This is a genomic window from Nocardioides zhouii, assembly GCF_004137345.1.
GTDB lineage: Bacteria > Actinomycetota > Actinomycetes > Propionibacteriales > Nocardioidaceae > Nocardioides > Nocardioides zhouii.
This window is the reverse complement of the sequence record NZ_SDWV01000013.1, coordinates 1-17,174: the sequence shown is the minus strand read 5'-3', so window position 1 is coordinate 17,174 and position 17,174 is coordinate 1. Positions and strand designations below refer to the sequence as shown.

16 protein-coding genes are annotated in these 17,174 nt (G+C 70.5%); 6 read left to right on the top strand and 10 right to left on the bottom strand.

The window, feature by feature from the left end; all coding sequences use genetic code 11:
* Window positions 1-21: 21 nt before the first annotated feature.
* The 3 genes from EUA94_RS13425 to EUA94_RS13415 all read right to left on the bottom strand — a co-directional run bounded on the left by EUA94_RS13425 (window position 22) and on the right by EUA94_RS13415 (window position 3,331).
* Window positions 22-951 (bottom strand): carbohydrate ABC transporter permease, encoded by a 930-nt coding sequence (locus EUA94_RS13425; protein ID WP_129427397.1) that lies wholly within the window; start codon window positions 949-951, stop codon window positions 22-24.
* A complete protein-coding gene (locus tag EUA94_RS13420) occupies window positions 948-1,940 on the bottom strand; it encodes a carbohydrate ABC transporter permease (protein WP_129427396.1) in 993 nt (330 codons plus the stop codon). Before EUA94_RS13420 ends, EUA94_RS13425 begins: the two co-directional genes overlap by 4 nt.
* An 80-nt stretch (window positions 1,941-2,020) precedes the next feature.
* Window positions 2,021-3,331: an ABC transporter substrate-binding protein gene (locus EUA94_RS13415; protein WP_129427395.1), complete on the bottom strand. Its 1,311-nt coding sequence runs from the start codon at window positions 3,329-3,331 to the stop codon at window positions 2,021-2,023.
* A 196-nt stretch (window positions 3,332-3,527) separates the two neighbouring features.
* Between EUA94_RS13415 and EUA94_RS13410 the strand changes: the two genes are divergently transcribed.
* Window positions 3,528-4,538 (top strand): LacI family DNA-binding transcriptional regulator, encoded by a 1,011-nt coding sequence (locus EUA94_RS13410; RefSeq protein ID WP_129427394.1) that lies wholly within the window; start codon window positions 3,528-3,530, stop codon window positions 4,536-4,538.
* Between the two features lie 107 nt (window positions 4,539-4,645).
* Window positions 4,646-5,731, top strand: coding sequence for an ABC transporter ATP-binding protein (locus tag EUA94_RS13405; protein ID WP_129427393.1), 1,086 nt, complete (start codon window positions 4,646-4,648; stop codon window positions 5,729-5,731).
* A 54-nt stretch (window positions 5,732-5,785) separates the two neighbouring features.
* Here EUA94_RS13405 and EUA94_RS13400 read toward each other — a convergent pair whose 3' ends face one another.
* Window positions 5,786-7,183 carry a glycoside hydrolase family 32 protein gene (locus tag EUA94_RS13400; protein ID WP_207210546.1) on the bottom strand — a complete coding sequence of 466 codons (1,398 nt, stop codon included), beginning with the start codon at window positions 7,181-7,183 and terminating at the stop codon, window positions 5,786-5,788.
* A 21-nt stretch (window positions 7,184-7,204) separates the two neighbouring features.
* Between EUA94_RS13400 and EUA94_RS13395 the strand changes: the two genes are divergently transcribed.
* Together EUA94_RS13395 and galK are read left to right on the top strand one after the other, a co-directional pair.
* On the top strand, window positions 7,205-9,115 hold the full coding sequence (locus EUA94_RS13395) for an alpha-amylase family protein (RefSeq protein ID WP_129427392.1): 1,911 nt from the start codon (window positions 7,205-7,207) through the stop codon (window positions 9,113-9,115).
* Window positions 9,112-10,203, top strand: a complete 1,092-nt coding sequence (gene galK / locus EUA94_RS13390) for a galactokinase (protein WP_242494860.1) — start codon at window positions 9,112-9,114, stop codon at window positions 10,201-10,203. Before EUA94_RS13395 ends, galK begins: the two co-directional genes overlap by 4 nt.
* A gap of 116 nt (window positions 10,204-10,319) precedes the next feature.
* Here the strand turns inward: galK and EUA94_RS13385 are convergent, their stop codons facing one another.
* Complete coding sequence (locus EUA94_RS13385; protein WP_129427390.1) at window positions 10,320-11,246, bottom strand: alpha/beta fold hydrolase; 927 nt, start codon at window positions 11,244-11,246, stop codon at window positions 10,320-10,322.
* Between the two features lie 91 nt (window positions 11,247-11,337).
* Between EUA94_RS13385 and EUA94_RS13380 the strand changes: the two genes are divergently transcribed.
* A complete protein-coding gene (locus EUA94_RS13380) occupies window positions 11,338-12,171 on the top strand; it encodes an esterase/lipase family protein (RefSeq protein ID WP_165356887.1) in 834 nt (277 codons plus the stop codon).
* Here EUA94_RS13380 and glpX read toward each other — a convergent pair.
* Genes glpX through EUA94_RS13355 form a run of 5 tightly spaced genes read right to left on the bottom strand, consistent with a single transcriptional unit; the run spans window position 12,136 to window position 16,130 of the window.
* Window positions 12,136-13,140, bottom strand: coding sequence for a class II fructose-bisphosphatase (gene glpX / locus EUA94_RS13375; protein ID WP_129427388.1), 1,005 nt, complete (start codon window positions 13,138-13,140; stop codon window positions 12,136-12,138). The genes EUA94_RS13380 and glpX overlap by 36 nt on opposite strands.
* A gap of 20 nt (window positions 13,141-13,160) precedes the next feature.
* On the bottom strand, window positions 13,161-14,162 hold the full coding sequence (locus EUA94_RS13370; RefSeq protein ID WP_207210545.1) for a sulfate/molybdate ABC transporter ATP-binding protein: 1,002 nt from the start codon (window positions 14,160-14,162) through the stop codon (window positions 13,161-13,163).
* Window positions 14,159-14,914, bottom strand: coding sequence for a molybdate ABC transporter permease subunit (gene modB / locus EUA94_RS13365; protein ID WP_129427481.1), 756 nt, complete (start codon window positions 14,912-14,914; stop codon window positions 14,159-14,161). Before modB ends, EUA94_RS13370 begins: the two co-directional genes overlap by 4 nt.
* Window positions 14,915-14,961: 47 nt before the next feature.
* Window positions 14,962-15,726 carry a molybdate ABC transporter substrate-binding protein gene (gene modA / locus EUA94_RS13360; protein WP_129427386.1) on the bottom strand — a complete coding sequence of 255 codons (765 nt, stop codon included), beginning with the start codon at window positions 15,724-15,726 and terminating at the stop codon, window positions 14,962-14,964.
* Window positions 15,723-16,130, bottom strand: coding sequence for a TOBE domain-containing protein (locus EUA94_RS13355; protein WP_207210544.1), 408 nt, complete (start codon window positions 16,128-16,130; stop codon window positions 15,723-15,725). The genes modA and EUA94_RS13355 overlap by 4 nt, the downstream gene beginning before the upstream one ends.
* Before the next feature lie 184 nt (window positions 16,131-16,314).
* Between EUA94_RS13355 and EUA94_RS13350 the strand changes: the two genes are divergently transcribed.
* A complete protein-coding gene (locus EUA94_RS13350) occupies window positions 16,315-16,857 on the top strand; it encodes a DUF4245 domain-containing protein (RefSeq protein WP_165356886.1) in 543 nt (180 codons plus the stop codon).
* Window positions 16,858-17,174 lie beyond the last annotated feature (317 nt).

The following is a 17,174-nucleotide window of genomic DNA, read 5'->3' as shown; positions in this document are numbered from 1 at the left end:
CGCCGGGCGGCGTACGTGTCGTCAGCCCTTGACCGCTCCTGCCGTCAGGCCGCGGACGAAGAACCGCTGCAGGGACAGGAACACGATGAGCGGAAGGAGCATCGAGAACATGCCGGATGCGGTGACGAGCTCCTGGTTCTGCCCCTGCTGACCCAGCAGTTGCGAGATGGAGACCGTCATCGGCGCCTTGTCGCCCGGCCCGAGGAACACCAGCGCCACGAGCAGGTCGTTCCAGACCCAGAGGAACTGGAAGATCGCGAACGACGCCAGCACCGGCACAGACATCGGCAGGACCAGCCGGAAGAACGTCTGGAAGTGGCTCGCCCCGTCGATCTTGGCCGACTCGATGATGGTCATGGGCAGGGTCGCCATGTAGTTGCGGATCATGAAGATGGCCAGGGACATGCCGAACCCGAGGTGGAACAGCCACACGGCCGGAAAGGTGCCGCCAATCCCGAGGTCGCGGTAGATCTTGAGCATCGGGACGAACGAGACGAAGCTGGGCACCACCAGCATGCCGACGATCACCACGAACAGCACGTCGCGACCCGGGAACTTCATGAACGCGAACGCATAGGCGGCGAACGCGGCAACCAGGATCGGGATGAACGTCGCCGGCAGGGCGATCGCGAGGCTGTTGACGAAGCCCTCGCCGAGGTTGGTGCCCTGGATCGCCTTCTGGTAGTTCTCGAAGGTCATGTCGGCGAAGCCGGACGGTTTCAGGAACAACTCCCACCACCCGCCTGACGCCGCGTCATCGCGAGACCGGAACGACGTGAGCAGGATGCCGATGGTGGGCAGGACCCACAGGAGCACGATGAACCCGAGAGCGGCGTAGGTGAACCACCCAGCACCGCCGGTCGCGCCGCCCTCCTTGCTCTCCTTGCGCTTCTGAACGCGAGGCGGCTCCGGAGCGGCCTCGGCCACCGGCGGCGTTGCGCTGGTCGTCATCGTCCTGCCTCCTCGGCCCGGAAGGTGCGGACCTGGTAGATCATGATCGGGATCACCGCGAGCATCAGCATGACCGCGATGGCGGCAGCAGCGCCCTGGTTGTTGTTGTTGAAGAACTGCAGGTAGAACTCGTTGCCGATGATGTTGGTGTTGAAGTTTCCGTTGGTCATCACGAACACGATGTCGAAGACCTTCATCACGCCGATCAGGACGGTGATGAAGACCGTCACGATCGTGCCCTTGATCTGCGGCAGCACCACGCGGAAGTAGACCTGGCGCTCGCCGGCGCCGTCGATCCGGGCCGCCTCCAGCGTCTCGGTCGGCACGCCCTTGACGGCCGCGGACAGCAGCACCATCGCGAAGCCGACGTTCATCCAGAGCAGCATCACCATCAGCAGGAAGCTGTTGAAGTGGAGCGTGTTCTCCTGCAACCAGGCGATCGGGTCGCCACCGAGGGCGTCGACGATGCCGTTGAGGATGCCGACCTGAGGGCGCCCCGGCGGGCGGTAGTCGTAGACCAGCCCCCAGACCGTGGCGGCGCCGACCATGGAGATGGCCATCGGCATGAAGATGAGCGTCTTGACCGCGTTCTCACCGCGGGTAGCGAGCCGGTCGGCGAGCAGCGCCACCAGGAGGCCGAGGATGACGACGGTCACGGGGACGAAGAGGATCCACAGAAGCGTGTTGAGCAGCGTCTGCCGGAACGCGTCGCTGGAGAGGAGGTTGGAGTAGTTGTCGAGCCCTGTCCAGGTCTCGGCCGGGAAGCCGACCTTCGTCTTGAAGCTGTAGATGAACGTCTGCACGGCCGGGTAGATCACGAAGATCGCGATCGCCAGGTAGGCCGGCAGGATGTAGAACCACGGCTTGAGCCGTTCCTCGTACTTCTCGGGCAAGAGCTCGGAGATCTTGTTGAGCACCCAGTAGAGGAGCAGCGCGGCGCCGATGCCGGCCAGGACGGTGATGAGGGCCGTCAGTGTCTTCTCGAGCATGCGGGGACCTTCCTGCAGGAAGCCGGGAAGCCTGCGGGGCTCGCGTCACGCGGGCCCCGCAGGCGGGGGTCGGACAAGGATCAGCTCGACGGCCAGCTGTCGTCGATGTTCTGCAGGGCGGTGTCGATGTCCTCGTCACCGTTGAGCCACGCGGTCATCTCCTTCCAGAACGACCCGGCGCCCACCTCGGCGGGCATCGAGTCGGAACCGTCGAAGAGGAACGCGGTGGAGTCGTAGGCCACCTGGGCGATCGACTTGGACGTCTCGTTCGGGTAGAGCGAGGTGTCGAAATCGGTGTGCGGGGAGAGGAACGAGGAGACCGGGGCCGCGTCGTTGCCGATGTCGGCGGTGGCCAACAGGTTCATCGCGGTCTTGGCGTCCTCGGAGTCGTTCATGAGCACGGCGAGGTCGCCGCCGCCCATGACGGGGTTCTCGCCACCGGCCTCGACGGGCGGGAAGGCCGTGACGCCGAGCTCGTCGTCGAGGTTGGCGTAGACGTCCTCGGGAAGGAAGTCCGGGCCGGTGAAGAACGAGCCCTGCTTGAGCAGCCAGCACCCCGGCTTGCCCTCGTCGAACATCGGCTTGGCGGCTTCGGTGAACGGCGTCGCGGTGATGGAACGCTGCCCACCCAGGACGTTGCCCTCGGTCAGGGCGACGTCCTCGAAGTACGCGGCCGCCTCCTTCACCACGGGGTCGGTGAACGGCAGGTCGTGGGTGACCCAGTCGTTGTAGGCGTCGACCCCGCCGTAGCGCATGACGAGGTCCTCCATCCAGTCGGTGGCGACCCAGCCGGTCGCGTCGCCGGACTCCATGGTCAGGCACCACGGTGTGCCGCCGTCGGACTTGATCTGGTCGGCCAGCTCGGTCAGCTCGTCAAGGGACTCGGGCGGGGCGTAGCCCGCCTCCTCGAAGGCCTTCTTGGGGTAGAAGATGAGCGACTTGACGTTCATCGAGACCAGCAGGCCGTAGAGCTCGTCGTCGACCTTGCCCGCGTCGAGGGCACCGGCCACCATGGTCTCCTCGAGGGACGCGGTGTCGAGCACGTCGTCGAGGGGGAACGCTGCGCCGAGCTCCACCACGGAAGCGACGACGCCGGGCTGCGGGAGCAGGGCGATGTCGGGGGTGTCGCCGGCCTGGATCTTGGTCTTGATGAGCTTGTCGATGCCGTCGACGCGTTCGATCTTGACCTCGATCCCGGCTTCCTTGGCCGCGATGTCGATCTGCTTCTGGAGGCCTTCGACGACTGTCGCGTCGAGGCTCATCCAGATCGTGACGGCGCCGCCGTCATCGCTTCCGGAGCTGTCGTCGCCGCCGCAAGCGGCAGCCGTGAGGGCGAGCGTTGCGGCGGCCGCGGTGGCCGCCATCTTGCGCCGCGTTCCACGCTGGAGCATGGGGTTGTTCCCTTCAGTTGGGTGCACCGGGTGCCGGGATCCGGTACTGGTTCTACGACCGCGCGATGTGATAGACACCACATGCTGAATCGTGTCAGCAATATGCTTGCTACGCGAAAAAGTGTCAAGACCCAGTTCGGTAACGCAGCGGAACGGCGCCACGATCGATGGCACCACTCACCCCCGTGGAGGCGGCATGACGCGACGCAGGAGCGCCACGCTGCGTGACGTCGCCACGAGTGCGGGGGTGTCACGCACGACGGCGTCCTACATCCTCAACGGTCGCGCGGACGAGATGCGGATCGCCTCTGCCACGGTGGCCAAGGTCCAGGCGGCGGTGGCCGACCTCGGCTACCGCCCCAACCGCAGCGCGCGCAGCCTGCGCACCCAGCGGACCGCGACGGTGGGGCTGATCTCCGACCAGATCGCCGGCGAGCAGTACGGCAGCAGCATGCTGACCGGCGCGAGCGTCGCGGCGCGCGAGCTCGACCACCTCGTGGTGATGGGCGAGAGCGGCGGCGACCCCGACCTGGAGCGGCTGCTGATCGAGGAGATGCTCGAGCGCGACGTCGACGGGGTGGTCTATGCCACCCGCACCGCACGCGCCATCCAGCTTCCGCGCGGCCTGCGCGGCGTGCGCTCGGTCCTGCTCAACTGCGAGGACCCGCGCGAGCAGCTTGCCTCGGTCGTGCCGGACGACGAGGGCGGTGGCCGGGCAGCCGCCGCGGTCCTGCTCGCTGCCGGCATCGAGGACGTCGTGGTGGTCGGCGAGGACCCGGCCCTGGACGCGACGGCCGGGCCGCGGCGGATGGCCGGCATCCGCGCCGAGCTCGCCACTCGAGGGATCGAGGTCGCCGACCACGTCGCGTGCGACTGGTCGGTGCCTGACGGTTTCGAGGCCGCCAGTCAGTGGCTGGCGGGCGGTGGTCGTGCTGCCGGCCTGATCTGCATGAACGACCGCCTCGCCATGGGCGTCTACCAGGCCCTCGCCGAGGCCGGGCTACGGGTTCCCGAGGACGTGAGCCTGGTGTCGTTCGACGGGTCGTCGCTGGCCGATTGGCTGCGGCCGGCGGCCACCACTGTCGAGCTGCCGTTCGCGGACCTCGGCGCGCTCGCCGTACGCCGCCTGCTCGACCCCGAGGACCCGGGCGGCACCGTGTCCGTGCCGATGACCGTCCGGCACGGAGGATCGGTGCGCCCGAGGTGAGACGCCGCGGGCGATGCATTGCCGCGCACTCCACCCGGCCCTAGTGTGACCCGAGTCACTTCACTACGGATCGTCCGGCACGTACCTGCCGGTGAAGGAGAAAAGTCATGGCAACAGTCACGTTCGAGAAGGCCCAGCGGTGGTATCCCGGGGCCGACGAGCCAGCAGTACCGGGCATCAGCCTGGACATCAAGGACGGCGAATTCATGGTCCTCGTCGGACCGTCCGGTTGCGGCAAGTCCACCACCCTGCGGATGCTCGCAGGGCTGGAGGAGGTCAACGACGGCAAGATCTTCATCGGGGACCGTGACGTCACCAACGTCCCGCCCAAGGACCGCGACATCGCGATGGTGTTCCAGAACTACGCGCTGTACCCGCACATGTCCGTCGAGGAGAACATGGCGTTCTCGCTCAAGATGGCCAAGGTGCCGAAGGCCGAGCAGAAGGAGCGAGTGGCCAAGGCCGCCGAGATCCTCCAGCTCACCGAGTTCCTGCAGCGCAAGCCGAAGGCCCTCTCCGGCGGCCAGCGCCAGCGCGTGGCCATGGGCCGCGCCATCGTCCGCAACCCGCAGGTGTTCTGCATGGACGAGCCGCTGTCCAACCTCGATGCCAAGATGCGTGTGGCGACCCGCACGGACATCGCCAAGCTCCAGCAGGACCTCGGCGTCACCACGGTCTACGTCACGCACGACCAGGTCGAGGCCATGACGATGGGTGACCGCGTGGCGGTCATGAAGCTGGGCATCCTCCAGCAGGTCGACACCCCGCTTAAGCTCTACGACAAGCCTGCCAACCTCTTCGTCGCCGGCTTCATCGGCTCGCCGCAGATGAACCTGCTCGAGGGCGTGGCCGACGAGCACGGCGACGTCCGGCTCGACAAGTTCACCGTGCCGGTCGACCCGACTGCCGAGAAGAAGATGAAGGGCAGGGTCACCGTCGGCGTGCGCCCGGAGAACTGGCGCCTCGTCACCGCGGAGGAGGGCGGCCTCCCCGTCCGCGTGACCGTGGTGGAGGAGCTCGGCGCCGACAGCTTCGTCTACGGCACCTGCGACGTGGAGGGCGCGCCCTCCAACGTGATCGTCCGCATCGCCGGTCGGCACCACCCGCAGAAGGGCGAGACGCTCTACGTCACGACCGACCCGCAGCACGTGCACGTGTTCGACACCGAGACCGGGGAGCGCCTCTCGGACTGATCGACGACCGTCGAGGCCCCGGGAGCGCAACGCTCCCGGGGCCTCGTCATGTCGTCAGGCGTGGATGGTGAGGCGGCGCAGCACCGCGGTGCCGCCCTCGGCGAAGACCGCCAGACCGTCGCTCCCGGCACCGGGAAAGACCTGGTCGGTGAGGACGACCTCGCCGTCACCGACGAACACCTCCACCGACGACTCGTCCACGACGACCTCGAGCCGCACCACGCCGTCACCCGACAGGGGAGCGGTGTGCAGGGCCGGGAAGTCGGCGTGGAAGTCGACCGCGCCCGACCGGGTCCGGTCGATCGCGACCGTTCCGGCGCGGACGTCCACCACGATTGTGGTGCGCTCTGCGGCTCCGACCCTGACGTGCAGCCCGACCCGGTCGGCCGTCCCGGGGTCCACCTCTGCGACGACGCGGCACGACCGCGCAGCGACGGGAAGCATCACGGTGCCGGCGAGCTCCTCGTCGGCCACTGCGTGTACGACCTCTCCGGGGCGGACGACCGGGCGCTGGACGAGCACGAGGCGGCCGTCGCGCTGCCTCAGGGACAGGCGTCGCGCCAACGTCATCGAGCCGCGGAAGTCGGTGGCAGGCACGTCGTTGGCGTACAGCCAGTTGCTCATCCAGCCCTGCACGACGGGTCCGGGGCCGGGCGCTGCGAAGTAGGAGACGGCGGCGTAGAAGTCGGCGCCGTGGTCCAACCACTGCGCGTCCTGCGTCGGCCGGAACTCGGCGTCGTGCAGCTCACCGACGAAGTACTGCATGCCCGATCCGCCCGCCGGGGCGCCGCCGAGCACGCTCACGAGCAGCACCACTGCCGACTCGTGCGTCCCCTCGACCGGAACCCGGAGCAGGTCCGGGCACTCCCACACGCCCTCGACCGACCCTGCAGGGCCGAAGCTCGAGGCGTGCTCCCAGCGGAGCAGGTCGGGCGACCGGTAGAGCTCGACGGTGCGCTCGTCCGCGAGCACGAGGACCATCAGCCACCCGTCACCGTGGCGCAGGACCTTGGGGTCGCGGAAGGCGGTGGCGCCGATGTCGAGGACCGGGTTGTCCGCGTACGGCGTCCAGGTGCTGCCGTCGTCCGTGCTCCAGACGAGGGACTGGGCCTGGCCGAGCCCGACCGGGTCGAAGCTGGTGTAGAGGGCGACCAGCGGACCCTCATCGTCGGTGCCGAGGCCGGAGGTGTTGGCGCCGTCGTGGACGACGCTGCCCGACCACATGTGCTCGGCCTCCGTCGCCGGCAGCGCCACCGGGAGCTCCGTCCAGTCGAGCAGGTCGGTGCTCACGGCGTGCCCCCAGGACATCGGGCCGTGCACGAGCGCATCCGGCCAGTGCTGGAAGAACAGGTGCCACTCGCCGGCGTGGTGGATCAGGCCGTTGGGATCGTTGAGCCAGCCGCGCCGCGGCGTGAAGTGGTCGCGGGGGCGGTCGTGCCGATCAGTGCTCACGACGCGCCAGCGTAGGGCCAGATGTCGGTGACGGGGGTCCCCGCGCCCGACATACTGGCTGGCGTGATCCCTTCCGACGCCGGCTTCGAGACCAGGCTCGAGGAGTGGACCCCCGACCTGCTCGGCACCCTCGTACGGGTCTACGGTGCCGACGCCGCGCCCGCCGTGGCCGACCGGCTGGCAGAGATCGCGCGCGCCGCCCACGCCGAGCGCGCAGGCGGGTTGCGCGAGCTCGACGAGCGGCGGCTGCGGGAGCCCGACTGGTTCCAGCGGTCGTCGATGCTCGGCTACGCGGCGTACGCCGACCGGTTCGCCGGCACCCTGCGCGGGGTCGAGGAGCGCGTTCCCTACCTGCGCGACCTCGGCGTCACCTACCTGCACCTGATGCCGTTGCTGACGCCCCGTTCGGGTCCCAACGACGGCGGCTACGCGGTCCAGGACTACCGGTCGGTGCGTCCCGACCTCGGCGACGTCGACGACCTGCGGGCGCTCGCCACGACGTTGCGCGGCGAGGGCATCAGCCTGTGCCTGGACCTGGTGCTCAACCACGTGGCGCGCGAGCACGGGTGGGCTGCCGCGGCGCGCGCAGGCGACGCCGAGCTTCGCGGCTACTTCCACGTCTTCGACGACCGCGAGCTGCCCGACGCCTACGAGGCGACACTTCCGGAGGTCTTCCCCGACTTCGCGCCGGGCAGCTTCACCTGGGACGACGAGCTCGCGGGCTGGGTCTGGACGACGTTCAACGACTACCAGTGGGACGTCAACTGGTCGAACCCCGCCGTGCTGTGCGAGTACGCCGAGATCATCCTCGCGCTGGCCAACGTCGGGGTCGAGGTCTTCCGGCTCGACGCCATCGCCTTCATCTGGAAGCGGCTCGGCACGGTCTGCCAGAACGAGCCCGAAGTGCACGAGCTGACCCGCGCGTTGCGTACGGTCGCCCGCATCGCCGCGCCGGCCGTGCTGTTCAAGGCCGAGGCGATCGTCGGCCCGTCGGACCTGCCGGCCTACCTGGGCGTCGGCGAGCACGCGGGTCGGGTGAGCGACCTCGCCTACCACAACGGGCTGATGGTGCAGGTCTGGTCGATGCTCGCCTCCGGCGACACGCGCCTCACCGCCCGCGCGCTGCAGCAGGTGCCGCAACCGCCGTCGACCACCGCGTGGACGACGTACGTGCGGTGCCACGACGACATCGGGTGGGCCATCGCGGACGAGGACGCCCACGCCGTCGGCATGGACCCGTGGGCCCACCGACGCTTCCTGTCCGACTGGTACTCCGGCGCCTATCCCGGTTCGTGGGCGCGCGGGCTGGTCTTCCAGCGCAACGAGGCGACCGGCGACCGGCGCATCTCCGGGTCACTGGCCTCGCTCGCCGGGCTCGAGGCGGGCGACCCGCAGGCGACCGCACGCATCCTGCTGGCCCACGCGATCGTGCTCGGCTTCGGCGGGTTGCCGGTCATCTGGATGGGCGACGAGCTCGGGCTGCTCAACGACCCCGGCTGGGCCGACGACCCGGCGCACGCCGACGACAACCGCTGGGTGCACCGGCCGCGGATGCCGTGGGACGTCGTCGACGGCACACAGGACCCGCGCGGGATCACGTCGGGCCTGCAGCACCTGCTCGACGTACGCCGCTCGCTGCCGCACCTGCACGCCGCATCACCCACCGAGGTGTGGGACCCGCGCGACCCGCGCGTGCTGCTCGTCGTACGCCGCCACCCGACCGGGCCGCTGCTCGCGGCCTACAACGTCACCGGCGAGGAGGCGTGGGTCGAGGCCGACGTCCTGCACTGGCTCGGGCTGCACACCGACGGCCTGCGCGACGCGATCAGCGGCAGTGCGCCCTCGATGCACGAGGGCGCGATCCGGCTCGATCCCTACGCCGCGGTGTGGCTCCACGAATCCGCTCCCGAGAAGACAGGCCTCACGACGTGACGCAGTGGTTCGCCCCCGGACGCATCAACCTCATCGGTGAGCACACCGACTACAACGACGGTTTCGTGCTGCCGTTCGCGCTCTCCGTGGGCTGCACGGCGACGGTGCTGCCGGCCTCCGACGGCTGGACAGTGCAGTCGGCGCAGGAGTCCGAGCCCGTCGTCGTACGCCGGTCGGGGCTGGCCGGTGCCGACGATGCGCCGGAGTGGACGCGCTACGTGCTGGGAGCGCTCTGGCTGCTCACCGACCGGGGGATCGACGTGCCCCCGCTCGCGATCACGGTGGACTCCGACGTGCCGACGGGGGCCGGCCTCTCGTCGTCGGCCGCGCTCGTCTGCTCCGTCGTTCGCGCGGTGGACGACCACCTCGGGCTCGACCTCGACGACGACGCGATCTTCGCCCTGACCCGCGACGTCGAGAACGACGCCGTGGGTGCGCCGACCGGCGGGATGGACCAGCTGGTGAGCTTGCGCGGCCAGGTGGGCCACGTCCTGCTCTGCGACATGCGCAGCCACGACACCCGAGCGGTGCCGCTCGACCTCGCCGGCAGCGAGCTGACCGTGCTCGTGGCCGACACGAAGGCGCCGCACCGCCACAGCGACGGCGAGTACGGCGCCCGCCGCCGCGGCTGCGAGGAGGCCGCCCGTCGCCTCGGCGTCCCGGCCCTCCGCGACGTGACGGCCGACGACCTCGCCGATGCCCTCGACCGGCTCGACGACGACGAGCTGCAGCGCTACGTCCGGCACGTGGTGACCGAGGACGAACGGGTCCTCGAGGTGGCGCGGCTGCTCGACGAGGGCCGGCTCTTCGACATCGGACCCGCGCTGAGCGCCTCCCACGCCTCGATGCGCGACGACTTCCGCATCACCGTGCCCGAGGTCGACACCGCCGTCGACGCGCTGCACTCGGCCGGCGCCCTCGGGGCGCGGATGACCGGCGGGGGGTTCGGCGGCTGCGTGATCGGGCTGATGCCCGCGCGCGACGTCGAGGCCGCCGGCGACGCCGTACGCCGTGCCTTCGCCGACGCGGGTTTCGCGCAGCCGTCGCTCTTCACCGCCGAGCCGTCAGCCGGCGCGCACCCCGCGTAGGGACCTCAGCCGGGTCCGGTCAGTTTCCCCGGGTACCCGGGGAAACTGAAGCCTCACCCCCGAAACTTCGCACTGGAAGCTCCAGTTTCCCCGGTTAACCGGGGATCGCGACACCCTCAGCCGGCCCGGTCGGCCGTGCGCGCGATCGCCTCGACGAACGTCTCGAAGAGGGCGGGGGGCAGGTCGTGGCCCATTCCGTCGACCAGCACCAGCTCGGCGCCGGGGATCGCGGCGGCGGTGGACCGGCCACCGCTGACGTGGACCATCTTGTCCGCCATCCCGTGCACGACCAGCGCCGGGACGCGGAGGCTGCGCAGCCGGTGGGTGCGGTCGGGCTGCTGCAGGATCGCCATCATCTGGCGCATCACGCCGCTCGCGCTGTAGCCGCGGTCGAAGGTCTCGCCGGCGCGCTCGGTGAGCCGGTCGCGGTCGGCGGGATAGCCGGGTGAGCCGATGACGTCCCAGAAGGCCACGCTGGTGGTGATGTACGACTCGCGGCCCGGCTTGCGCGGGGCGATGAGGGCCGGGATCAGGCGCGGGTCCTGCCACCCGACGGTGCGCCGGCCGGTCGTCGACATGATGCTCGTCAGCGACCGGACCCGCTTGGGGTGCTCGACGGCCACGGTCTGGGCGATCATTCCGCCCATCGAGATGCCAGCGACGTGCGCGGACTCGATCCCGAGGTGGTCCATGAGCGCCACGGCGTCACCGGCGAGGTCGGACATCGAGTACGGCGCCTTCACCTTGCGGCCGCCGAAGGCGCGCACGAGCTGGTTCCGCTTGACGCGGGCCCGGATCCGGCTGGAGCGACCGGTGTCGCGGTTGTCGTAGCGGACGACGTAGAAGCCCTCGGCGGCGAGCAGCTCGCAGAACTCGTTGTCCCACCACGTCATCGGGCCGCCGAGGCCCATGACGAGCAGGAGCGGCTGGCCGCCGGGATCGCCGAACGTCTGGTAGCAGAGCTCGACCGCGTTGCCGATGGGCGCGACCAGCTCGTCGGAGACGACGGGCGCCTCGGTGGTGTCGCGACGAGGGGTAGGCATGCCTCCAGTGAACACGACGAGTGGCCCGAGGAGAACGCAAAGTGAGGGATGTCCCCCTTTCCATGGGGGGTCTGGGCTAGGTTCGATGACTGTGACCCAGCGCACAGTGGCCGATTTCCTCACCCCTGAGGGCTTTTCCCAGCCCTCGGTGTCGGCCGTGCTGCGCGAGGGATCGGTCGTCACGGAGGCCGGTCGCTACGCCGTGCAGGCCTTCGGCTCGCGCGGTGCGCGACGGCGTACGCCCTATGGCTCGCGACCCGCGCGGATGACCGAGCCGGTCCTGCTCGTGCCCGGGTTCCTTGCGGGCGACTCGTCGTTGGGACCGATGAGCAGGTCGCTGCGCCACGAGGGCTTCCGCACCTATCGCGCCGACATCCGCGCCAACGTCGGGTGCACCCTGGCCGCCGCCGCCCAGCTCGAGGAGCGGCTCGAGGAGATCACCCAGCGCCGCGGCTCGCGGGTGCGCATCGTCGGGCACAGCCTCGGCGGGATGCTCGCCCGTGGCGTCGCCGCGCGGCGTCCCGACCTCGTCGCCGGGATCGTGACGATGGGCAGTCCGATGCTCGCGCCGGGTGCCCACCACAGGTCGCTGACCCGCAGCGTGGACCTGCTCGTACGCCTCAACCGCGCGGGCATGCGCAACCTGATGGCGGAGGACTGCGTGGCCGGGCACTGCGCCCAGGAGAGCTTTGCCCAGGCCCGGGCCGAGCTGCCTCCCGGCGTCGACTTCACCGCGATCTACTCCCGGCGCGACGGCATCGTCGACTGGCGGGCGTGCATCGACCCGGTGGCCCGTGCGGTGGAGGTGCGCTCGTCCCACGTGGGCATGGCGTTCGACCCCACCGTCATCGCCGCCGTGTCGGCCGCTCTGCGGCCGGTCGTCGTCGCGTCAGTGGTCGAAGTCGAGCGTGGAGACATCGCTTAGCTTCGAGAGCCGGTGCTCCGCGGTGATCGAGCGGACCGTCCCGCTGCGCGAGCGCATCACCAGCGAGTGCGTCGTCGCGCCGTCGCCGCGGTAGCGCACGCCCCGCATGAGCTCGCCGTCGGTGATGCCGGTGGCCACGAAGAACGCGTCGTCGCCGGTGACCAGGTCGTCGGTGCCGAGCACGAAGTCGGCGTCCAGGTTGTGGCCGGCGTCGAGAGCGCGCTGGCGCTCGTCGTCGTCCTGGGGCCAGAGCCGACCCTGGATCTTGCCGCCGATGCACTTCATCGCGCACGCGGCGATGATGCCCTCGGGGGTGCCGCCGACGCCGAGCATCAGGTCGATGCCGGTGTCCGGACGGGCCGCCATGATCGCGCCGGCGACGTCGCCGTCGGTGATGTACTTGATCCGCGCGCCGGTCGCCCGGATCTCCTCCACCAGTCGCGCGTGGCGCGGCCGGTCGAGCAGCACGACCGTGACGTCGTGGATCGAGAGGCCCTTGGCCTTGGCGACTCTGGCGATGTTCTCCTTCACCGGCAGGCGGATGTCGACGTGGTCGGCCGCCTCGGGCCCGGTGACCAGCTTGTCCATGTAGAACACCGCACTGGGGTCGTACATCGTGCCGCGCGGCGAGACGGCCAGCACGGCGATCGCGTTGTTCATGCCCTTGGCGGTCAGGGTGGTGCCGTCGATGGGGTCGACCGCGACGTCGCACTCCGGACCGGAGCCGTCGCCGACCTCCTCGCCGTTGAACAGCATCGGGGCGTTGTCCTTCTCGCCCTCGCCGATGACGACCGTGCCGCGCATGGCGACCGAGGAGATCATCACGCGCATCGCGTGGACCGCGACGCCGTCCGCGTCGTTCTTGTCACCACGGCCCACCCAGCGGCCCGCGGCCATGGCCGCGGCCTCGGTGACCCGCACCAGCTCGAGGGCGAGGTTGCGGTCGGGCTTGAGGTCGCTGGTGCTCATGGCGCACAGGTTAACCACCGCTAGCGACCGGTCGGCGCGGCCCCTTCGCGTGCTCCGTAGCGGCTCACGGCGGTCGCCTTGGCCGAGAGCCAGACCTCCTTGCCGGGCACCAGGCCGAGCTCGGCGGCGGCGGCCGGGGTGAGGTCGGCGAGCAGGTCGGGCGAGGCGTGCACCATCAGGCGTACGGCGTCTCCGTGCGGGGCCACGGTCGCGATCGGCCCCTGCCAGCGCAGCCGCGACGAGCCCTCCGGCTCGTGGAGCGACACGGTCACGGCGTCCGGCGTGAAGGCGATCAGGTCGTCACCGTCGGGCACGAGGTTGAGACCGACGAGCCGGGCGACGTGGCGCGTACGGGGCTCCGCGGCGACCTCCGCCGGCGGGCCGACCTGCGCCACCCGTCCGTCGTCGAGGACCAGCACCCGGTCGGACAGGGTGAGCGCGTCGATCGCGTCGTGCGTGACGAGCAGCGCGATGCCCGGGAAGTCGCGCAGGTGCCGGCCGAGCTCGAGGCGCAATGCCATCTGCACGGACACGTCGAGACCCGTGAAGGGCTCGTCGAGCAGCAGCACGTCGGGGTCCGTGGCGAGCGCGCGCGCGATCGCGACGCGTTGCGCTTGCCCGCCGGAGAGCTCGCGCGGCTTGCGACCGGCCAGCTCGGCGATCCCGAACCGCTCCAACCAGTCGCGCGCCACCGCCTCCGCGGCCTGCCTGCCCTCGCCACGCGCGCGCCGGCCGAAGGCGACGTTGTCCAGCGCACTGAGGTGCGGGAAGAGCAGCTGGCCCTGGAAGACCAGCCCGACCCGTCGCTCGCGGACCGGGGTGCGGAGCATGTCGATGCCGCCGAGCACGGCGGAGCCGTCGACGTCCACCAACCCGGCCAGGGCGTGCAGCAGGCTGCTCTTCCCGGCGCCGTTGGGGCCGATGACGGCCAGCACCTCGCCGGGCTCGGCGGTGAAGGCCGCGTGCACCCGGTCGGCGACCCGGAGGTCGGCGACGAGCTTCTTGGTCCCGGTCGCGTTCACGGCGTACCGAGCCAGTGGTCGCGCAGGGCGGCGAGGACGCCGATCGAGACGACCAGCATCACCAGCGACAGTGACAGCGCCGCATCCTGGTCGGACTGGCGCGCGACGTAGATGAGCGTCGGCATCGTCTGGGTGGTGCCGGGGTAGTTGCCGTTGAAGGTGATCGTCGCGCCCAACTCGCCCAGCGAACGGGCCCAGCCCAGCACGGTCCCGGCGATCACGCCGGGCATCGCCAGCGGCACGGTGACCCGCCGGAAGGTCGTCCAGCGGGTCGCGCCGAGCGTCGCGGCGGCCTCGTCGTACCTCGGGTCGGCCGAGCGCAGCGCGCCCTCGATGGCGATCACGACGAAGGGCATCGAGACGAAGACGTGCGCCAGCACCACGCCGTACGTCGTGAAGGGGAACGCGAAGCCGGTCCAGTCGAGCAGCGGTTCGCCGATGACGCCGGTGCGGCCGAAGGCGCTGCGCAGGGCCACGCCCGCCACGACCGGCGGAAGCACCAGCGGCACCGTCACCAGCGCCCGCAACGCACCCCGCCCGCGGAAGTCCACCCGCGCGAGCAGCCAGGCCAGCGGCAGGCCCAGGAGGAGGCAGAAGACGATCGCGATCGTCGAGGTGACCAGCGAGAGCCGGAGCGCGTCGAGCGCGACCCGCGACGTGAGGTGGCCGGGCAGGTCCGTCCAGCTGGTGCTGGCGACCATCGCGACGAGCGGGACGAGCAGGAGCAGCGCGGCGAGGGCCGCGGGCACCATCAGCAGGGCGGGTGGCCGCCCCAGCCGATCGCGTCCGGGCCGGTCTCTCACGGGTTGCCGAAGCCGGCGTCCTCCAGGATCGCCTGGCCCTCCTCCGACGTCACCCACGCGAGCCAGTCTGCTGCAAGGTCGGCGTTCTCGGACTGCTCCAGCGCCGTGGCGTAGTAGGACGTGAGGTTCGCCTCGGCATCCGGGATCTCGACGGCCTCGACGTCGTCGCCGGCCGCCACGGCATCGGTCGCGTACACCAGGCCCGCATCGGCCTCGCCCGAGACGACCTTGTCCAGCGTGGCGCGTACGTCCTCCTCGAGGCTGGCCGGCTCGGCGGTGATGCCTGCGTCACCGAGGACCGCCACGGCGACCTTGCCGCACGGCACCTCGTCGGCGCACCGCACCCACGTCGTGCCCTCGAGGTCGTCCAGCGACGTGATGCCCGCGGGGTTGCCCTTCGGGACCGCGATCGTGAGGACGTTGGTTGCGAAGGTCTCGACCTCGCCGGTCACCCCCGCGTCCTCCGCGATCCCCATCGACGTGGAGTCTGCCGTGGCGAGGACGTCGCCCGGTGCGCCGTCGGCGACCTGCTCGGCCAGGTCGGTGCTGGACCCGAAGGAGAAGGTCACCGTCGCGTCGTGCTCGTCCTCGAAGCCGGTGGCCAGCTCCTCGAAGACGTCGGTCAGGGACGCGGCGGCGAGGACGGTGAGCTCGGCCTGGTCGCCGTCGGTGGCGGTGGCGTCATCCCCCTCGTCGCCGGCCCCGCAGGCGGCGAGGGGGATGAGCAGGAGAAGGGACAGGGTGGACAGGGTGCGCCTCACTTCTGGACCTCCACGACCACGTTGGTGGACTTGACGCTGGCGATGGCGCGTACGCCCGGCTCGAGGCCGAGCTCGTCCGCGGCGTCGCTGCTCATCAGCGACACGACGCGGTAGGGACCGCAGATCATCTCCACCTGGGCCATCACGGTGTCGCGCTTGACCCGGGTGACGATCCCGCTCATCCGGTTGCGCGCGCTCACCGAGCTGGCGCGCGTACGGTCGCGGTCGGCGACCTCGCCCGACTCGGCGAGGTGCTCGGCCAGCTCCGCAAGGTCCGCGCCGGTGACCGTCGCGCGGCCCTCGGTGCGCTGGGACGGGATCCGTCCCGTCTCCACCCAGCGGCGGACGGTGTCGTCGCTGACGGCCAGGATCTCGGCCGCTTCCGCGATTCGATAGGTGATCACGCGGGAAGTATGCCGCATGTGCGGAAAGATCGCGCTGCAGCGTCCGCTCCTGCGGGTTCGCCGCGTGTTGGCCTGTCCCGCTGTAACGCCGGGTTAGTGCTTGTACCCACCAGGTTCCTCGGGGGTGGGTACAGCAACTAACCCGGCGTTACAGCGGCTGGGGGCGGCTGGGAGGATGGACCGCGTGAGTGGGCAAGGACGACCGAGCAGGTACACCCGCTCCTTCGGCGGGATGACCGGGGCGCTCATCGTCACGGTGCTGTTCGTCATCGCGTTCGTCGCCTGGCGCGGCCTGTTCCGCACCGACACCGACGACACCCCGCAGCCCGTCGAGTGGCAGGAGAGCGTCGAGCTCGCCGACCAGGCCGGCCTGGAGGTCGTACGCCCGCGCGAGCTGCCGGCCGGGTGGACGGCGACGAGCGTCGAGCTCAAGGCAGGCGACGACCCGCGGTGGGGGCTCGGCGTCCTCACCGACGAGGGCGACTTCGTCGGGATCCGCCAGCAGGACACCTCGGTCGACGCGCTCGTCGAGCTGTACGTCGACGAGAAGGCCGAGGCCGGCGACGACGCGACCGTGCCGTCCGAGATCACCGACACCTGGCAGACCTGGTCGGACGACGGCGGAGACCACGGCTTCTCGACCGAGGTCGGCGACGAGGCGGTGCTGGTCTACGGCTCGGCACCCGTCGAGGACATCGAGACCTACCTCGGGCTGCTCACGCAGTAGTTCCGCAGAGCGGTGCGTGAGGCGGCTTCCGGCCGTCCGCATTCCGCCTCACGCACCGCCCGGCCGACGCGCCGGTCGTGTCGTCGCGTCCGGCGGTGGCCGAAGCGGCTTTCCGGCGTATGGAGTCCGCCTCACGCACCGCTCGCGGAGGCTGGCGTACGAGCGGTGGCGGAGCCACGTTCCTTGGCGCGGGAAGGTGGCTGGGCCACCGCTCGAGGAGACGTACGACGGTGGGGCCGGAGCTAGGGCGTGTCTCTGAAGTCATGCCAGCCAGAGCATGATCGCGGCCAAGACGACGCCGCCTCGAAAGACCACTG